This window comes from Escherichia fergusonii ATCC 35469, assembly GCF_000026225.1.
Classification (GTDB): domain Bacteria; phylum Pseudomonadota; class Gammaproteobacteria; order Enterobacterales; family Enterobacteriaceae; genus Escherichia; species Escherichia fergusonii.
The window spans coordinates 796,111-814,433 of the sequence record NC_011740.1; the positions used below are offsets into that span (position 1 = coordinate 796,111).

Annotated in this window: 16 protein-coding genes; 10 read left to right on the forward strand and 6 right to left on the reverse strand. The window is 51.5% G+C overall.

Going from position 1 to position 18,323, the window contains the following annotated elements; translation table 11 throughout:
• Positions 1 to 150 precede the first annotated feature (150 nt).
• From glk to ptsP, 6 genes are all read left to right on the forward strand, one after another.
• Entirely contained in the window at positions 151 to 1,116 is a 966-nt protein-coding gene (glk, locus tag EFER_RS04015; RefSeq protein WP_000170368.1) for a glucokinase, read from the forward strand.
• A 218-nt stretch (positions 1,117 to 1,334) separates the two neighbouring features.
• Entirely contained in the window at positions 1,335 to 1,661 is a 327-nt protein-coding gene (locus tag EFER_RS04020; protein WP_000038456.1) for a PTS fructose transporter subunit IIB, read from the forward strand.
• Positions 1,662 to 1,682: 21 nt separating this feature from the next.
• Positions 1,683 to 2,930, forward strand: coding sequence for a PTS fructose transporter subunit IIC (locus tag EFER_RS04025; RefSeq protein ID WP_000985314.1), 1,248 nt, complete (start codon positions 1,683 to 1,685; stop codon positions 2,928 to 2,930).
• A gap of 14 nt (positions 2,931 to 2,944) precedes the next feature.
• On the forward strand, positions 2,945 to 4,030 hold the full coding sequence (ypdF, locus tag EFER_RS04030) for an aminopeptidase (RefSeq protein WP_000173271.1): 1,086 nt from the start codon (positions 2,945 to 2,947) through the stop codon (positions 4,028 to 4,030).
• Entirely contained in the window at positions 4,030 to 5,067 is a 1,038-nt protein-coding gene (gene ypdE, locus EFER_RS04035) for an aminopeptidase (protein ID WP_000365997.1), read from the forward strand. The genes ypdF and ypdE overlap by 1 nt, the downstream gene beginning before the upstream one ends.
• 24 nt (positions 5,068 to 5,091) lie before the next feature.
• Positions 5,092 to 7,587 carry a phosphoenolpyruvate--protein phosphotransferase gene (gene ptsP / locus EFER_RS04040; protein ID WP_000955837.1) on the forward strand — a complete coding sequence of 832 codons (2,496 nt, stop codon included), beginning with the start codon at positions 5,092 to 5,094 and terminating at the stop codon, positions 7,585 to 7,587.
• Positions 7,588 to 7,589: 2 nt separating this feature from the next.
• Here ptsP and EFER_RS04045 read toward each other — a convergent pair whose 3' ends face one another.
• Genes EFER_RS04045 through ypdA form a run of 3 tightly spaced genes read right to left on the reverse strand, consistent with a single transcriptional unit; the run spans position 7,590 to position 10,905 of the window.
• Entirely contained in the window at positions 7,590 to 8,447 is an 858-nt protein-coding gene (locus tag EFER_RS04045) for an AraC family transcriptional regulator (protein WP_000648315.1), read from the reverse strand.
• An 11-nt stretch (positions 8,448 to 8,458) separates the two neighbouring features.
• Entirely contained in the window at positions 8,459 to 9,193 is a 735-nt protein-coding gene (gene ypdB, locus EFER_RS04050; protein ID WP_001298580.1) for a two-component system response regulator YpdB, read from the reverse strand.
• Between the two features lie 14 nt (positions 9,194 to 9,207).
• Positions 9,208 to 10,905: a two-component system sensor histidine kinase YpdA gene (gene ypdA, locus EFER_RS04055; protein WP_000544359.1), complete on the reverse strand. Its 1,698-nt coding sequence runs from the start codon at positions 10,903 to 10,905 to the stop codon at positions 9,208 to 9,210.
• A 376-nt stretch (positions 10,906 to 11,281) separates the two neighbouring features.
• Between ypdA and alaC the strand changes: the two genes are divergently transcribed.
• Positions 11,282 to 12,520, forward strand: a complete 1,239-nt coding sequence (gene alaC, locus EFER_RS04060) for an alanine transaminase (RefSeq protein ID WP_000785934.1) — start codon at positions 11,282 to 11,284, stop codon at positions 12,518 to 12,520.
• 64 nt (positions 12,521 to 12,584) lie between these two features.
• Here the strand turns inward: alaC and ypdK are convergent, their stop codons facing one another.
• Positions 12,585 to 12,656, reverse strand: a complete 72-nt coding sequence (ypdK, locus tag EFER_RS23670; RefSeq protein ID WP_010723117.1) for a membrane protein YpdK — start codon at positions 12,654 to 12,656, stop codon at positions 12,585 to 12,587.
• Between the two features lie 351 nt (positions 12,657 to 13,007).
• Positions 13,008 to 13,928 carry a kdo(2)-lipid IV(A) palmitoleoyltransferase gene (lpxP, locus tag EFER_RS04065; RefSeq protein ID WP_000484190.1) on the reverse strand — a complete coding sequence of 307 codons (921 nt, stop codon included), beginning with the start codon at positions 13,926 to 13,928 and terminating at the stop codon, positions 13,008 to 13,010.
• A 378-nt stretch (positions 13,929 to 14,306) separates the two neighbouring features.
• On the opposite strand from lpxP, the gene EFER_RS04070 reads away from it, so the two are divergent.
• The gene (locus tag EFER_RS04070) at positions 14,307 to 14,549 is read left to right on the forward strand and encodes a YfdY family protein (protein ID WP_000639417.1); all 243 of its coding nucleotides are present in this window, start codon (positions 14,307 to 14,309) and stop codon (positions 14,547 to 14,549) included.
• A gap of 125 nt (positions 14,550 to 14,674) precedes the next feature.
• On the opposite strand, the gene hpaX is transcribed toward EFER_RS04070, so the two are convergent.
• The gene (gene hpaX, locus EFER_RS04075; RefSeq protein ID WP_001000078.1) at positions 14,675 to 16,048 is read right to left on the reverse strand and encodes a 4-hydroxyphenylacetate permease; all 1,374 of its coding nucleotides are present in this window, start codon (positions 16,046 to 16,048) and stop codon (positions 14,675 to 14,677) included.
• Between the two features lie 298 nt (positions 16,049 to 16,346).
• Between hpaX and EFER_RS04080 the strand changes: the two genes are divergently transcribed.
• Positions 16,347 to 16,820, forward strand: a complete 474-nt coding sequence (locus EFER_RS04080; RefSeq protein ID WP_000100015.1) for a MarR family winged helix-turn-helix transcriptional regulator — start codon at positions 16,347 to 16,349, stop codon at positions 16,818 to 16,820.
• A gap of 331 nt (positions 16,821 to 17,151) precedes the next feature.
• Positions 17,152 to 18,273, forward strand: coding sequence for an amidase (locus tag EFER_RS04085; protein WP_000805581.1), 1,122 nt, complete (start codon positions 17,152 to 17,154; stop codon positions 18,271 to 18,273).
• The last annotated feature ends 50 nt before the right edge of the window (positions 18,274 to 18,323 follow it).

Sequence of the window (18,323 nt, forward strand, 5' to 3'; positions counted from 1 at the left end):
CATCGCTGCAATTGGTGCTGAAACGATAAAGTAATTGTGTGACCCAGATCGATATTTACAGGGAGCCTGCCTTTCCGGCGTTGTTGTTATGCCCCCAGGTATTTACAGTGTGAGAAAGAATTATTTTGACTTTAGCGGAGCAGTTGAAGAATGACAAAGTATGCATTAGTCGGTGATGTGGGCGGCACCAACGCACGTCTTGCTCTGTGTGATATTGCCAGTGGTGAAATCTCGCAGGCTAAGACCTATTCAGGGCTTGATTACCCGAGCCTCGAAGCGGTTATTCGCGTTTATCTTGAAGAACATAATGTCGAGGTGCAAGACGGCTGTATCGCCATCGCGTGCCCAATTACCGGTGACTGGGTGGCAATGACCAACCATACCTGGGCGTTCTCAATAGCCGAAATGAAAAAGAATCTCGGTTTTAGTCATTTGGAAATTATTAACGACTTTACCGCTGTATCGATGGCGATCCCGATGCTGAAAAAAGAGCATCTGATCCAGTTTGGCGGTGCAGAACCGGTAGAAGGTAAACCTATTGCGGTTTACGGTGCCGGAACAGGGCTTGGGGTTGCGCATTTGGTCCATGTCGATAAGCGTTGGGTAAGCTTGCCAGGCGAAGGCGGTCACGTTGATTTTGCGCCGAATAGTGAAGAAGAGGGCATTATCCTCGAAATACTGCGTGCAGAAATTGGTCATGTTTCGGCAGAGCGCGTGCTTTCTGGTCCTGGGCTGGTGAATTTGTATCGCGCGATTGTGAAAGCCGACAATCGTCTGCCAGAAAATCTCAAGCCAAAAGATATTACTGAACGCGCGCTGGCTGACAGCTGCACCGATTGTCGCCGCGCGTTGTCGCTATTTTGTGTGATTATGGGTCGTTTTGGCGGCAACCTTGCATTGACGCTGGGAACTTTCGGTGGGGTTTATATTGCAGGTGGCATCGTGCCACGCTTCCTTGAGTTCTTCAAAGCCTCCGGTTTCCGTGCCGCATTTGAAGATAAAGGGCGCTTTAAAGAATATGTCCATGATATTCCGGTGTATCTCATCGTCCATGACAATCCGGGCCTTCTCGGTTCCGGCGCACATTTACGCCAGACCTTAGGCCACATTCTGTAAATCCTTCCTGTCAAATCGGGAGATAACTCTCCCGATAATCTTTTAAATCAAACAGTTAATCCTATTTTTCTTTGTGTCTCCTCACAAGGCCGACCTGCGTCACACTTCCGTACAGCGGGATTAATTCTCCAGTAAATGCATTATTTGTCTGGTAACGGCGATTTGTTTTGCACGTTCATAATTTCACTCATCAACTATCACTGAACGAGGAATTAACGATGAGTAAGAAACTGATTGCCTTATGTGCCTGCCCAATGGGCCTGGCTCACACCTTTATGGCCGCTCAGGCGCTGGAAGAAGCGGCGGTAGAAGCCGGTTATGAAGTGAAAATTGAAACCCAGGGTGCGGACGGCATCCAGAATCGTCTGACCGCGCAGGATATCGCCGAAGCGACCATCATCATCCACTCCGTGGCGGTTACCCCGGAAGATAACGAACGTTTCGAATCACGCGACGTTTATGAAATCACTTTGCAGGACGCAATTAAAAACGCTGCGGGCATCATCAAAGAAATCGAAGAGATGATTGCCTCTGAACAACAGTAATATTCGACAGGGATAATTGTTATGGCCATTAAAAAACGCAGTGCAACCGTTGTGCCTGGCGCATCCGGTGCGGCAGCGGCAATTAAGAATCCGCAGGCCTCTAAAACCAGCTTCTGGGGTGAGCTCCCGCAGCATGTGATGTCAGGGATTTCACGCATGGTGCCGACCTTAATTATGGGCGGTGTGATCCTCGCTTTCAGCCAGCTGATTGCTTATAGCTGGCTTAAAATTCCTGCTGATATCGGCATCATGGATGCGCTTAATAGCGGGAAATTCTCCGGTTTCGACCTCTCCTTACTGAAGTTTGCCTGGCTGTCGCAGTCCTTCGGCGGCGTGTTGTTTGGCTTTGCCATACCGATGTTTGCCGCTTTTGTGGCGAACTCTATCGGTGGCAAACTGGCATTCCCGGCTGGTTTTATCGGCGGCTTGATGTCTACCCAGCCGACGCAACTGCTGAACTTCGATCCCAGCACGATGCAATGGGCGACCTCTTCGCCGGTGCCGTCCACCTTCATTGGTGCCCTGATTATTTCCATCGTTGCCGGTTACCTTGTGAAGTGGATGAACCAGAAAATCCAGTTACCGGATTTCCTGTTAGCGTTCAAAACCACATTTTTGCTACCGATTCTTTCCGCCATTTTTGTCATGCTGGCGATGTACTACGTCATCACCCCCTTTGGTGGCTGGATCAACGGCGGTATTCGTGCCGTGCTGACTGCCGCAGGTGAGAAGGGCGCGCTAATGTATGCGATGGGTATCGCAGCAGCGACAGCAATCGACCTTGGTGGCCCGATCAACAAAGCCGCAGGTTTCGTTGCCTTCAGCTTTACCACTGACCACGTATTACCGGTCACCGCACGTTCTATCGCTATCGTTATTCCACCGATTGGTCTGGGTCTGGCGACCATTATTGACCGTCGTTTAACCGGCAAACGCCTGTTCAACGCTCAGCTTTATCCGCAGGGTAAAACCGCCATGTTCCTTGCCTTTATGGGGATCAGTGAGGGTGCGATTCCGTTTGCGCTGGAAAGCCCCATCACCGCCATTCCGTCGTATATGGTCGGCGCGATTGTCGGCTCAACCGCCGCTGTCTGGCTGGGCGCAGTGCAATGGTTCCCGGAGTCCGCTATCTGGGCATGGCCGCTGGTCACTAACCTTGGCGTCTACATGGCGGGGATCGCGCTGGGGGCAGTCATAACTGCGCTGATGGTGGTGTTCCTGCGTCTGATGATGTTCCGTAAAGGCAAATTGTTAATCGATAGCCTGTAAGAAGGACAATCCTGATGACATTACTCGCTTCGCTGCGCGACTGGCTTAAGGCGCAACAACTGGATGCGGTGCTTCTCTCCTCACGGCAGAACAAACAACCGCATCTGGGGATCTCCACCGGATCAGGCTATGTGGTGATTAGCCGTGAAAGTGCGCACATTCTGGTGGATTCGCGCTATTACGCGGATGTAGAAGCCCGCACGCAAGGCTACCAGCTGCATTTGCTTGACGCGACGAACACGCTTACCACTATCGTCAATCAAATCATTGCCGATGAGCAGTTGCAAACGCTCGGTTTTGAAGGCCAGCAGGTAAGTTGGGAAACCGCGCACCGCTGGCAGTCTGAACTCAATGCGAAGCTGGTAAGCGCCACGCCGGATGTGCTGCGGCAAATCAAAACGCCAGAGGAGGTGGAGAAAATCCGCCTCGCCTGTGGGATTGCCGATCGCGGTGCAGAGCATATTCGCCGCTTTATTCAGGCGGGGATGAGCGAATGCGAGATTGCTGCTGAACTGGAGTGGTTTATGCGCCAGCAGGGCGCAGAAAAAGCCTCTTTCGATACCATTGTCGCCAGTGGCTGGCGTGGGGCGCTGCCGCACGGCAAAGCCAGCGACAAGATTGTTGCAGCGGGCGAGTTTGTCACTCTTGATTTTGGTGCGCTGTATCAGGGCTACTGCTCTGATATGACGCGTACCTTGCTGGTGAATGGCGAAGGGGTGAGCGCCGAATCTCACCCACTGTTTGATGTGTATAACATTGTCCTGCAGGCACAGCTCGCGGCAATCTCCGCGATTCGCCCCGGCGTGCGCTGCCAGCAGGTTGACGACGCCGCGCGCCGGGTCATTACAGAAGCCGGTTATGGTGACTATTTTGGTCATAACACCGGTCATGCTATCGGCATTGAAGTCCATGAAGATCCGCGTTTTTCACCGCGGGACACCACGACGCTACAGCCAGGGATGTTACTGACCGTGGAGCCGGGGATTTATTTGCCAGGGCGAGGGGGCGTGCGCATCGAAGATGTCGTGCTGGTTACCCCGCAAGGCGCGGAAGTGCTCTACGCCATGCCAAAAACAGTGTTGCTCACGGGAGAGGCATAATGGATTTATCGCTATTAAAAGCGTTGAGCGAGGCAGATGCGATCGCCTCCTCGGAACAGGAAGTGCGGCAGATCCTGCTGGATGAAGCGGATCGACTGCAAAAAGAAGTGCGATTTGATGGCCTGGGATCGGTGCTGATCCGCCTCAATGAATCGACAGGTCCGAAGGTGATGATCTGTGTGCATATGGACGAAGTGGGATTTATGGTGCGTAGCATCTCCCGCGAAGGGGCGATTGATGTCCTGCCAGTTGGCAATGTGCGCATGGCTGCCCGCCAGCTTCAGCCAGTACGGATCACTACTCGTGAAGAGTGCAAAATTCCCGGTTTGCTCGATGGCGAGCGGCAGGGGAATGACGTCAGCGCCATGCGCGTGGACATTGGTGCGCGCTCGTATGACGAAGTGATGCAGGCAGGTATTCGTCCGGGCGATCGTGTCACGTTTGATACCACTTTTCAGGTTCTCCCTCACCAGCGAGTGATGGGTAAAGCCTTTGATGACCGCCTCGGTTGCTACCTGCTGGTGACGTTACTACGTGAGCTGCACAACACCGAGCTGCCTGCGGAAGTGTGGCTGGTGGCAAGTTCCAGCGAAGAGGTGGGATTACGCGGCGGGCAAACCGCCACCCGCGCGGTGTCGCCGGACATCGCCATTGTGCTTGATACCGCCTGCTGGGCGAAAAACTTTGATTATGGCGCGGCTAACCATCGCCAGATTGGTAACGGCCCGATGCTGGTGTTAAGCGACAAGTCGCTGATTGCGCCGCCAAAACTTACCGCGTGGATCGAAACCGTGGCGGCAGAAATTGGCGTGCCGTTGCAGGCCGATATGTTCAGCAACGGCGGAACGGACGGCGGGGCGGTGCATTTAACCGGCACTGGCGTACCCACAGTGGTGATGGGGCCAGCAACCCGCCACGGACATTGCGCCGCATCGATTGCCGACTGCCGCGACATTTTGCAGATGCAGCAACTTTTATCTGCCCTTATTCAACGTCTTACGCGTGAGACGGTTGTTCAACTGACGGATTTCAGATGATCTCCTGATTAACCCGGAGCGGTTATGTTAACGATTCAATTTCTCTGTCCTTTGCCAAACGGTCTGCATGCTCGTCCGGCGTGGGAACTTAAAGAGCAGTGCAGCCAGTGGCAAAGCGAAATCATCTTCATTAACCATCGCCAGAACGTAAAGGCCGATGCCAAAAGTTCGCTGGCGCTGATTGGCACCGGCACCTTATTTAATGACAGTTGCAGCCTGAACATTAGCGGCAGCGATGAAGAGCAGGCGCGGCGCGTGCTGGAAGAGTACATCCAGGTGCGCTTTATCGACAGCGACAGCGTCCAGCCGACGCAGGCAGAACTGACGGCACATCCACTGCCGCGTTCATTAAGCCGCCTGAACCCTGATTTACTGTACGGCAATGTGCTGGCAAGCGGCGTCGGCGTGGGTACGTTGACCCTGCTACAGAGCAACAGCCTCGACAGTTATCGGGCAATCCCGGCCAGTGCGCAAGACTCCACCTGGCTGGAACACAGCCTGGCAACGCTTGCCGAGCAACTGAACCAGCAGTTGCGCGAGCGTGACGGCGAAAGCAAAACTATCCTCAGCGCCCATTTATCGCTGATTCAGGATGATGAATTTGCAGGGAATATCCGTCGCCTGATGGCAGAACAGCATCAGGGGCTGGGGGCAGCGATCATCAGCAATATGGAGCAGGTTTGCGACAAACTTTCTGCCTCTGCCAGCGATTATCTGCGCGAGCGGGTCAGCGACATTCGTGATATCAGCGAACAATTGCTGCATATCACCTGGCCGGAACTGAAGCCGCGTAATAATCTGGTGCTCGAAAAACCGACCATTCTGGTGGCAGAAGATTTAACCCCTAGCCAGTTTTTGAGCCTCAATTTAAAAAATCTTGCGGGCATGATTCTGGAGAAAACCGGGCGCACCTCGCATACTCTGATTCTGGCCCGCGCCTCGGCGATCCCCGTACTGAGCGGCCTGCCGCTGGATGCCATTGCTCGCTATGCCGGGCAACCGGCGGTGCTTGACGCCCAGTGCGGCGTGCTGGCTATTAATCCTGATGACGCGGTGAGCGGTTATTATCAGGTTGCGCAGACGCTGGCGGATAAACGCCAGAAACAACAGGCGCAGGCCGCCGCGCAGCTGGCCTATTCCCGTGATAACAAGCGCATTGATATCGCGGCGAATATTGGCACCGCTCTGGAAGCGCCTGGCGCGTTTGCCAACGGCGCGGAAGGTGTCGGGCTGTTTCGTACCGAAATGCTCTATATGGAGCGCGACAGTGCGCCGGACGAACAGGAACAGTTTGAAGCATACCAACAGGTGCTACTGGCGGCGGGCGACAAGCCGATTATTTTCCGCACGATGGACATCGGCGGCGATAAAAGCATTCCTTACCTCAACATTCCCCAGGAAGAGAACCCGTTCCTCGGCTATCGCGCGGTACGTATTTACCCGGAATTTGCTGGTCTGTTCCGCACTCAATTGCGGGCTATTTTGCGCGCTGCCAGTTTCGGTAATGCCCAGTTAATGATCCCAATGGTCCACAGCCTCGATCAGATCTTATGGGTGAAGGGCGAGATCCAAAAAGCGATCGTTGAGCTTAAGCGCGATGGCCTGCGTCATGCAGAGACGATTACGCTGGGTATCATGGTGGAAGTACCGTCGGTGTGCTACATCATCGACCACTTCTGCGATGAGGTCGATTTCTTCAGTATCGGTTCTAACGATATGACCCAGTATCTGTATGCGGTCGATCGTAATAACCCGCGCGTATCGCCGCTGTATAACCCGATTACGCCATCGTTCCTGCGCATGTTGCAGCAGATTGTTACCACTGCGCATCAGCGCGGCAAATGGGTAGGTATTTGCGGTGAACTGGGCGGTGAAAGTCGTTATCTGCCGCTACTGCTTGGACTGGGCCTGGATGAGCTGAGTATGAGTAGCCCGCGCATTCCGGCAGTGAAAAGCCAGCTTCGTCAACTGGATAGCGAGGCGTGTCGGGAATTGGCGCGTCAGGCATGTGAATGCCGCAGTGCGCAGGAAATTGAAGCGTTACTCACCGCCTTTACGCCGGAAGAAGACGTTCGCCCACTGCTGGCGCTGGAGAATATCTTTGTTGATCAGGCCTTTAGCAATAAAGAGCAGGCGATCCAGTTCCTGTGCGGCAACCTTGGCGTTAACGGGCGTACTGAACATCCGTTTGAGCTGGAAGAGGATGTCTGGCAGCGGGAAGAGATTGTGACCACTGGCGTTGGTTTTGGCGTGGCGATCCCGCACACCAAATCTCAGTGGATCCGTCATTCCAGTATCAGCATTGCCCGGCTGGTGAAACCGGTTGACTGGCAGTCAGAAATGGGCGAAGTCGAACTGGTGATCATGCTGACGTTGGGTGCTAACGAAGGGATGAACCATGTGAAAGTCTTCTCGCAGCTGGCGCGCAAACTGGTGAATAAAAACTTCCGCCAGTCGTTGTTTGCCGCGCAAGATGCGCAAAGCATCCTGACGCTGCTGGAAACGGAATTAACCTTCTGACGTTAGCCCTGAAAACGGGCGCTGTACTCTCCCGGCGTCAGGCCAAACTGACGCCGGAAGACGCGACAAAAATAGTCGCTGTCCGGAAAGCCGCAACGCTGCGCCACTTCATGAATCGACAGATGATATTTCTGCAAAATCATCCTCGCCTTCGCCATTCGCACCCAACGCACATATTCGATAAAACGCATCGTCCCATGCTGAGCAAACAGTTTTGACAGATGATTGGGCGTGATATTAAAAAACTGCGCCACGCTCTCGCGAGTAAGCGGTTGCGCATAATTATCCTGAACCCAGTTACAAATGCTGTGATAGAGAAAATCGCCGCGCGGCTGCGAATTGCCCGGCGGCATGTTGACCACGTTGCGGCAAAGATGCAGCAAACTTAACACCAGTGGCTGAATGATATTTTGCTCCAGCGGCGAACGGCTAAGGTGGGTGAGGGCAGTAAGCATCGCTTCACCTTCACCGCGTTGCAGGCTGGGAAGTTGGATCTGGCGAACCGGATGCAACAACGACGTGGTGCGGCTATCGTAATACGATAAACCAAGCCAGGTCGGCGCGAACACCAGACTTAACAGCATTACCGGTTTGTTGTTGACCGGTAAATTAGCCGCGCGCGCCGGAATAAACAGCATTTCTCCTTCCACTATATGTTGCTGCTTTGCTTCCAGCAGATTGCCGTATTCGCCGCGCAGCACGATATCCAGACGGGGAAAATCAATACATAAACTGCCCACCGGCAACGAGGCCGGCTGGCTGGCAAACCAGACGCGCCCCAGTAGTTGCGGGTTAAGCACCAGGCCGCTGAACAGATCGGCGAAAAATTGTTGATCGGCGGGCAAGCCTGTTGCTTTCATGAAAATCCCGATTACAGATGCATTAACTGCCTGAATTCTTTTACTTTGCTACGGCTGACCGGCACTTCAAAATCCAGATCTTTCAGTCGCAGAATGTAGGTGTTATTAAACCACGGTTCGATTTCGCGGATTTTGTTCAGATTGACACAAAATGAGCGATGGCAGCGGAAAAAATGTGACGGCGGCAGCTTGCTGCAAAATTCAGTAATGTTCATTGGCATTACGTAGGATTCACGCCGCGTATAGACAAAGGTCATTTTCTCGTGCGCTTCGGCGTAATAGATATCGTTAATTGGCGTGACGATGATGCGCTCATCTTTCACCAGATTAATGGTGTCATTCTCACGCGTTACCGTCGTGGCAGGCGTACTGCTGGTCTGCTGTTGTTGCCAGGCCGCTTCCAGTTTTTGCAGCATCCCGGTAATGCGTGACTCCTGATAGGGTTTGAGAATGTAGTCAAACGCTTCCAGTTCAAACGCTTCTACCGCATGTTCTTTCCACGCGGTGATGAACACAATAAACGGTTTATGGGCGAACTGGCTGATGTTTTGCGCCAGCAACACGCCATCCAGCGACGGAATATTGATATCCAGAAAAATGGCGTCGACGCGGTTATGCTGCAAAAACTTCAACACGTCCAGACCGTCGTCAAAGGTGCCGACAATCTCCATCTGGCTGTGCTCTTTAATTAGCCAGCTCAGTTCCTGTTGTGCCAGGAATTCGTCTTCAACAATGATGACTTTCACAATATCACTCCGGCTCAAAGCAATAACGTAGCCTGTGAGGCGACAGGGGTGCGTTGGTTAGGAATGTAAAACGCAATTTCCGTTCCTGGTTCCAGGCGGCGGATATGCAGCCCCTCGCCATACAATAACTTCACGCGATGATGGACATTCAGCAGGCCAATTTTATTGCCCGGCATTTCGTTCGCTTCGACCCGCTCAATGACTTTTGGATCGATGCCGTGCCCGGTATCTCGCACCGCAATGCGTACCCGATTACCGCACTCTGCAACGCTGATGGTGACAACGCCTTTACCTTTGCAAGGCTGAATACCGTGGACAATGGCGTTCTCCACTAAAGGCTGGATCAGCAGGCTGGGAATGCAGCAATTCACCTCTTCATCAATATCATAGATAACCGTCAGCTTGTCGCCAAAGCGGGCCTGCTCAATGGCAATATAGTCTTTAATTTGGTACAGCTCTTTTTTGATATCGATTTGCTCATCGTCTTTTAATTCAATGTTATAGCGCAGATAACGCGACAGATTAAAGATTAACTGGCGAGCGGTATCCGGATTCAGACGGATCGACGATGAGATAGCATTCAGAGCATTAAACAGGAAATGGGGATTAATTTTGCTTTGCAGAGCGCGAAGCTCTGCCTTATTTGCCATTTCACGTAGCTGCTCGGCACGCGAAACCTCCAGTTGCGTGGAGATGATTTGCGACAGACCGACCGCCATTTCCTGTAATGATGACGTAATCTGATGCGCGTGGCAGTAGTAAATTTTCAGTGTTCCGGTCACAACGCCTTTCTCCCACAATGGGATCACCAGCATGGAATGAATCTCTGGCGTGCGGTGGGCTTCATCATTATTTTTAATAATGATTTTTCCGTAATTCATTGCCTGACGCGTTGTTGGGCTAATGAAGTCATCGCCATTCTGATAGTTGTGTTCACCTACGCCAACATAGGCCAGCACATGATCGGTGTTGGTAATCGCTACCGCATCGGCGTGAATATCATCGCGGATAATTTCACAAACTTTGCGTAATGACTCGCTATTGACATGGCGAAACAGCGGCAGCGTTTTGTTGGCGATATCCAGCGCCAACTTGGCCTGCCGCGCGGCGCTGGCCTCTTTTTCGCCCTCAACGCTTTGTACCAGCAACACAATAAAGCCGATACAAACGCTGCCGAGGATCATCGGAATCCCGATTTTGGAGACGATATCAATCCCCAGTGCAGTGGTGGGTGCCCAGACAATCACCAGAATCATCGTCAACGTTTCACATAACATGCCACCGAGAATACCGACGCGCCAGCGCTGTGCTTTGGGGATTTTCAGGTTGATCCAGCCTGATATGCAACCCGCGAGAATACTGGTGATAAAGCATGGGATTGCCGTCACGCCGCCGATGTCAATTAAATAACGGTGAATACCCGCAATCACACCGGTAATGATGCCTACCCACGGGCCAAACAGAATCCCGCCTGACATCACCGCGATAATACGTACGTTCACCAGCGAGCCTTCTACGGGAACGCCGGACCAGGTGCTGAACAGGGCGAACAGCGAGAAAATGGCGGTAACGGCGAGCAGCTCTTTTGGGGAGTGCGCCGACTTGTGCAACAGTTCGCGAAACAGGCGGATACGGATGAGAAAGAACAGGCAGATAAGCATTAACGCTGCCCGATCGAAGACCGCCAGCAGCATGTTGAATATTTCGTGCACGGGTGACTCTGAATAAGGATTAAACCTCTATGATAGGTAACCTGAAGGCTGATGACCAGCAGGCCGTTTTTGAGGAAAAACCACAATTTTAAAAGGGGATTGAAAGATAAATGGTGTATTAGCAATGCATCTCTTGATAATGCACATCTGGCTGGTAAATTTATTGAAATTATAATGTTAATAAATTGAGTGGTAATTTTCTTGTTAGCGTAGATAAATTTCCTGTTTTTAAAGCGGAGTTCCTCATTTAAGGCTATTAACAAAAATGTTCTAAAACGCTGGACAGACAGAAATTAATCAGGCTATTTTCAAAACAGCCACCATCGTGGCAGCGTCGCTCGGACGGTCCGGGCGCTCACGTTAATCTGAGGAAATTATGGCTGACACTCGCCCTGAACGTCGCTTTACGCGTATTGATCGTCTCCCACCCTACGTTTTTAACATTACCGCTGAACTGAAAATGGCTGCGCGTCGGCGCGGCGAAGATATTATCGATTTCAGTATGGGTAACCCGGACGGTGCGACCCCGCCGCATATCGTCGAAAAATTATGTACGGTGGCCCAGCGACCGGACACGCATGGTTATTCCACCTCGCGTGGTATTCCGCGGTTACGTCGCGCCATTTCCCGCTGGTATCAGGATCGTTACGACGTCGAGATCGACCCGGAATCAGAGGCTATCGTCACCATTGGCTCGAAAGAGGGGCTGGCGCATCTGATGCTGGCGACGCTGGATCACGGTGACACTGTACTGGTGCCTAATCCAAGCTACCCGATTCATATTTACGGCGCGGTGATTGCCGGGGCGCAGGTACGCTCAGTGCCGCTGGTGGAAGGTGTCGATTTCTTCAACGAACTGGAACGCGCCATTCGCGAAAGTTATCCGAAACCGAAGATGATGATCCTCGGCTTCCCGTCGAACCCAACCGCGCAATGCGTGGAACTGGAATTCTTTGAGAAGGTTGTAGCGCTGGCGAAACGCTACGATGTATTGGTGGTCCATGACCTGGCCTATGCCGATATCGTCTACGATGGCTGGAAAGCGCCGTCAATTATGCAGGTGCCGGGTGCACGAGACGTGGCGGTCGAGTTCTTTACGCTGTCGAAAAGCTACAACATGGCGGGCTGGCGTATCGGCTTTATGGTCGGCAACAAAACGCTGGTCAGTGCGTTAGCACGTATTAAAAGCTATCACGATTACGGTACTTTTACGCCGTTGCAGGTGGCGGCTATTGCGGCGCTGGAGGGTGATCAACAGTGCGTTCGCGACATTGCCGAACAGTACAAACGCCGCCGCGATGTACTGGTTAAAGGGCTGCATGAAGCGGGCTGGATGGTCGAAATGCCGAAAGCCTCGATGTATGTCTGGGCGAAAATCCCGGAACCGTATGCGGCAATGGGCTCGCTGGAATTTGCCAAGAAGCTGCTGAATGAAGCGAAAGTGTGTGTCTCGCCAGGTATCGGCTTTGGTGACTATGGTGATACGCATGTACGCTTTGCGCTGATTGAAAACCGCGACCGTATTCGTCAGGCCATCAGAGGGATTAAAGCGATGTTCCGCGCTGACGGTTTACTACCCGCCAGCAGCAAACAGATTCACGAAAACGCGGAATAATCCCCGTCGTCAGAAATGCAAACAGGAGCCAGATGGCTCCTGTTTTTCGTTTCGCAGTTTGCTTTTAGATCATCAGGGCAAAAGTACCGGCCCAAACGATGACCATAAAAGAAATGCCCATAAAGAAATATTTCACTTTCATCTCTCCGCGTAGTGATTCATACGCCTAAATGAATTTATTGACCTGATTATAGAGAGCTGACGCCGAACATTATGAACTCAGGACAAATCTGCGATTCACAGTGGGCATCACCTCAGAATTCTGAGCTTATCTGCTCCAGACGGCGCTAATTTACGCCTAAAACTGAAACGAGACAAGTGGCATTTTCTCATTTACTTTTAGTAACTTACAGGTGTCGTGATTCGGCGACAGATTAATTTCACGGGGGAATAATTTGCCTTAGGGGGATGAAAAAAATGCGCCTGTAAAACCATATTTAAATCATGGTTATAGGCGCATTTACACTGTTCTTTGAATAAAACGTACTCAGACGTAGAGTGACGTTTCTCCAAGAGGGCGAGTTTTGAAACGGCGATGGATCCAGAGATATTGCTCTGGAGCACGCATGATTTCACGCTCAATAATTTTGTTCATGAAGGCTGCCGCTTCACACTCATCAGCCGGATAACCTTCCATTTCCGGGGTAATAAACAGGCGATAACCCAAGTTATCGGTCTTTCTCACCATCGTCACCGTCAGCATCGCAGCACCAGATAAACGTGAGAGAACAAACGTACCATTAGTGGTGGCAACATTTTTGACGGCAAAGAACGGCGCGAAGGAGCTGCCTTTTGGACCATAGTCTTGATCAGGGGCAAACCAGACGGCTTCGCCTTTTTTCAATGCGCCAACGATGCCACGCAAATTGTTTCTGCTAATCATCGCTTTATTTGAACGCATCCGGCCACGAGTTTGTACCCACTCCATTAACGGATTGTTGTGTGGACGATACGTTGCCATCATCGGCTGGCACAGTCCCATTACGCGACCGCCCAGTTCCAGTGACATAAAATGCACACCGACTACCATTACTCCGCGATTATGCGCCTGAGCACGTTGTAAATTTTCCAGACCGTCAACATCAAACCATTTACGCACCCGGTGATCTGGCCAGAACCAGGCCATCCCCGTTTCCAGAAGCGCCATTCCAAGTGAACGGAAATTTTCATCAATCATCTTTTCTCTGTCGTCTGATGAAAGATTTGGGAAGCACAGTTGCAAGTTTTTACGGGCGATAGATTCACGACGTTTGAGAAAAGGGCGTGCGAGAGTACCGGTACGCGTACCGAGTGCACAAAGAACGGGATAAGGCAACTGAACAAGAAGCCACAGGACGCCAAGACCAAACCACGTCAGCCAGTAACGTGGGTGCAAAAATTTGCGGGAAAACTGACTTTTAGGAAACATAAACACCTTCTGAGAACACGGATTGTTGTATCGCAGAAGATGTAATGTCCGCAGCGGTACACTCAGTTTATTGGGCCATCATGTACGACAATGGTTCCTGCAAAGAGTGTAAAGCTACGTCAGGATAAAACCACGAGGGGCATGAATGCGAGTGCGCAATATATCATCAATGACGCATTGTAAGCCACAGAAAATCAGTCAACGGGTGTAAATGCAGTTGCTACAAAAGGCATAAAAAACAGGCGTTACCAGTGAAACTAACGTACTTATCGATGACAGCGATATCTAAATTGCTGCGATTTGAGATATGTCTTAGACTGAAATGAGTAGGAAAGGTAACAGCTTACGTGAATCTTAGTTCGGACAGGAGGGATGGCTATGATCTATATCTGGGCTTTTCTGGTGGTCAGTATCTTATGTGTCAGCGGCTATATAGGCCAGGTACTGGGATGGGCTTCAGCAATCAGTTCACTCATCGGGATGATTATTCTCACTGCGATGATTTATTATTTCACTTCCTGGGTTACCGGCGGAAATGAAATTGTCACTGGCATTTTCTTGTTTCTGGCCCCAGCATGTGGGTTGATGATTCGGTTTATGGTCGGCTACGGTAGACGTTAATGCCAGAGCGACGGCATTGTTACTTGTGCCTGTTATGTTAATCGTAATTTATTGAAATGCCGGATAAGACATTAACGCCGTATCCGGCAAGAAGAAACATATCTGTTCTTTGAATTCCCGGTGTTTTATAGCGCTAAGCTTTTTTTGACCGCCATTCTTTTCATCGGAATAAAGGCAACCACCACTGCGCCGAGCACGAGGAATGCGGCGACCATATAGATACCCGCGTTAAAGCTACCGGTGATATCTTTCATCCATCCCATCAGCAGCGGCCCCAACGCCGCGCCGGTCATCCCGGTGGCGTTAATCACCGCAATCCCCAGCGCACGCGCCTGAACCGAGATAGACTGGTCCGGCGTGGTCCAGAAAATTACCATCGCGGCAAATGCCCCGGCAGATGCCATCACGATACCGCTGAATTGCAGCATCGGGTTGCTGCTGGTGGCAGTAAGTATCCAGCCAGCAGCTGCAAAAAGATAAGGTAACAGGGTGTGGAATTTACGTTCATTTAAGCGGTCGGAACGCTTGCTCCACCACACCATGCCGACAATAGTGCACACTTGCGGAATGGCACTAAGCAAACCAATGGTGATGTTATTACTTTGCTGATTAAAACTCTGCAAAATAAGCGGTGTCCAGACACTTAATGCGCTGAGAGTATTCGTCAGGCAGAAATAAGCCAACGTGTAGAGCATAATGACCGGAGTAAATAATTCCCGCAACATACTGCGCTGCGACATCATACCGACGCTGGCATTTTGCCGCGATTGTTGAATTGCCCGCTTATCCGCTTCCATCATTTCATTAAGGCAGGCTTTATCGTCGTCGGTCAGCCATTTGGCTTTCGCCGGAGAATCATCCAGCCAGAACCATACTACCAGACCTAATAATACAGATGGAAAACCCTCCAGCAGAAATAACCACTGCCAGCCTTTCAGGTTTAATAAACCGTCCATATTCAAAATATAGCCTGATGCCAGTGAACCTAATGCCATCGTTACCGGCATCGCTATCATAAACAAGGCGTTAGCACGGGCGCGGTACTGCGACGGGAACCAGTAGGTTAAATAGAGCAGCAGCCCTGGCAGGAAGCCTGCTTCGGCAATCCCGACCAACATTCGCAGTACATAAAGGCTATTTGGTCCTGTGGCAAACATTGTCGCCGTGGAGGCAATCCCCCAGACAACCATTAATACGGCTATCCAGCGTCGGGCACCGACAATACCCAACATAATATTGCTGGGTATCCCACAAATCACATACATCACATAAAAAAGTGTCGTCGCCAGGCCGAACATTGTACTGGTTAATCCTAAATCTTTGCCCATTGTTAAACCGGCAAAACCAATATTAATTCGGTCGAGGTAAGAGAAAACAAATAAAATAAATAAGAAAACAATTAATCGGCGGAATAACTTTTTTATTACCGCTTGTTGACGTGGATCCAGTGCGTCCTGAGTACTGGAAGGCGGCGATAATACGCTCGAAGAGTCATTCATGTCGGGCTCCACAATGCAATGTAATATTATTTTGTTAGCAGGCGAATCTTTATCATGCTCAGGATTATTTGCTTAAAACTGGCTATCCGAACACGTGCGCTAACCTATAGGTAACAGCTCAATAAGGTGTCAATAGAATCTGTGAAAAATGAGTCGAATTTGTTATGTATGTTGTATTTTGTGAATCATATGGTGAATTGAGATTCATTGATGGCACAAGGTCGTTGTAATGATGCTATAGCGCACACTTATAACCCGGTATACTCAGCGTATTGACGTCTATTTCTCCAGGAAGCCCATGAGTTCAGTCAAAAAAACAGCGGATGTACAGAGTGCAGATGCGGCTTTTCATCGTGAAGAGTTCCCGTTTTACTGGATTGTTAACGTCTACGCGCGTTACACCCAGGTGATGGAAGTGACGTTGAAAAAGGTGCAGCTCGACGTTTCTCGCTTTCGGGTGATGATGATTACCCATCAGTACGGTAAGGCCAGCATTTCGCAAATTTCGGAATATGCGATGGCGAAAATGCCGACCGTCACCAAAATCGTTGGTCGTCTGCGCGATGACGGCATGGTGACAACCGCCAGCAGCGAACAGGATGCCCGTGTTACCGAAGTGATGCTTACCCCAGCCGGAAAAGAAAAAATCGAAGAAGCGCACCGCCTGGCACAGAAAGTTTTCGAAAAAGGGTTCAAGGGGATGACGTCTGCACAGGTGGAAAAAATGAATCTGTCGCTGTCGAAAGTGCTCGGTAACCTCAACGAACTGTAACCTCAGAGAGCGATCATCAAGATTTGTGATCGTGCTAAACTTTTCTTATAACTTGCTGTTAATACTATAGTTAATTCTTATGTGTTGTCCTGGGTTTTCATGGCGACATTTATAATTTCTTCTCTTTTTTCTACGCTAATTCATCAACATAACCAATAGCCATAAACATAAAATGGTTATCATTTTGTTGTTGCAATGTAAAATTAACGTGAAATATTACTTGAATATTCACGTAAATCTCTCATGATTGATTTATCGCCATTCAGGGTAAAAAAGCAGCAATAACTGTTCGCCTGAATGTGATTCACTTTTTCTGGTCAAGGTGTCAATCATGAAGCCAGTTTTTGAGAGCAATGGTTTTGTCGAGGAGTTCACGCTCGGCGCGGGCGAACTGCGGTTCGCCGTCAAAGATACGCTGGATATCGCCGGTCGCCCGACACGCGCCGGATGCCCGGCACTTGCTGACGCGCCGAAAGCGAAACAGCATGCCCGCATCGTCAAGGTGCTGCTCAACAGCGGCTGCCAGCTGACGGGCAAAACTACCCTGCACGAACTGGCGTTTGGCGTCACCGGGATCAACCCGTGGAGCGGCACGCCCGTTAATCCTCAATACCCCGCGCTGATTCCCGGCGGTTCGTCGAGCGGCTCTGCAACCGTCGTCGCCAGGGGCGATGTCGATTTCGCCCTCGGCACTGACACCGGAGGTTCTGTCCGAATGCCCGCCGCCTGCTGCGGCGTGCTGGGGCTGAAACCGGGCTATGGCGTGCTCAGCCGACAGGGCGTATTACCTGCCTACAGCTCACTGGACTGCGTTGGGATTTTTGCCCGCGAGCCGCGCATTTTACGTGACGTGCTGACCCGGCTGGCGTTACCGGTTGATGCGCCGCTGGATTCTCTGCCCGCTATCGGTTTTATCTTTGCCGCTCAGCCGGACATTGACGCCCTGCTGGTGGATGCGCTGGAAGCGTTGGGCATCGCCGCAAACAGCGTGACGCTTCCGCTGCTGGGCGAAGCGCATCGTGCCGGGCTGACCATCATCAACCGCGAAAACTGGCTGGCGTTTAATGCGCTGCTGGCGAGCCACGCGGTCTCCCCGGACGTCGCCAGCCGTATTCAGGCCGGAGAATCCATCACCAGCGACCAGCTCGCCAGTGCGGAAAACGTGCGCGTGCAGTTCACCGGTCAGGTGAATGCCCTGCTAGAAGATACGCCTCTGCTGGCGCTGGCGACGCTGCCGGAACTGCCGCCGACGCTGGAAGAGGCGGAAGATCCGCTTAGCGTGGTGAATCTGACGCGGCTGGTGCGCCCCTTCAACCTCAGCGGTCATCCGGCGATCTCGCTGCCGATGGGCGAACTTCAGGGCCGACCTGTCGCGCTACAGTTGGTGGCAGGCTTTGGCGAAGAGGGGCTTCTCGTCCAGGCCGCCGAGTGGCTGATGCTCCACCGCCTCTGACGTTTATCGCGCCATAAAACCGTCAAACCGACCACTCAATGCCATTCAGG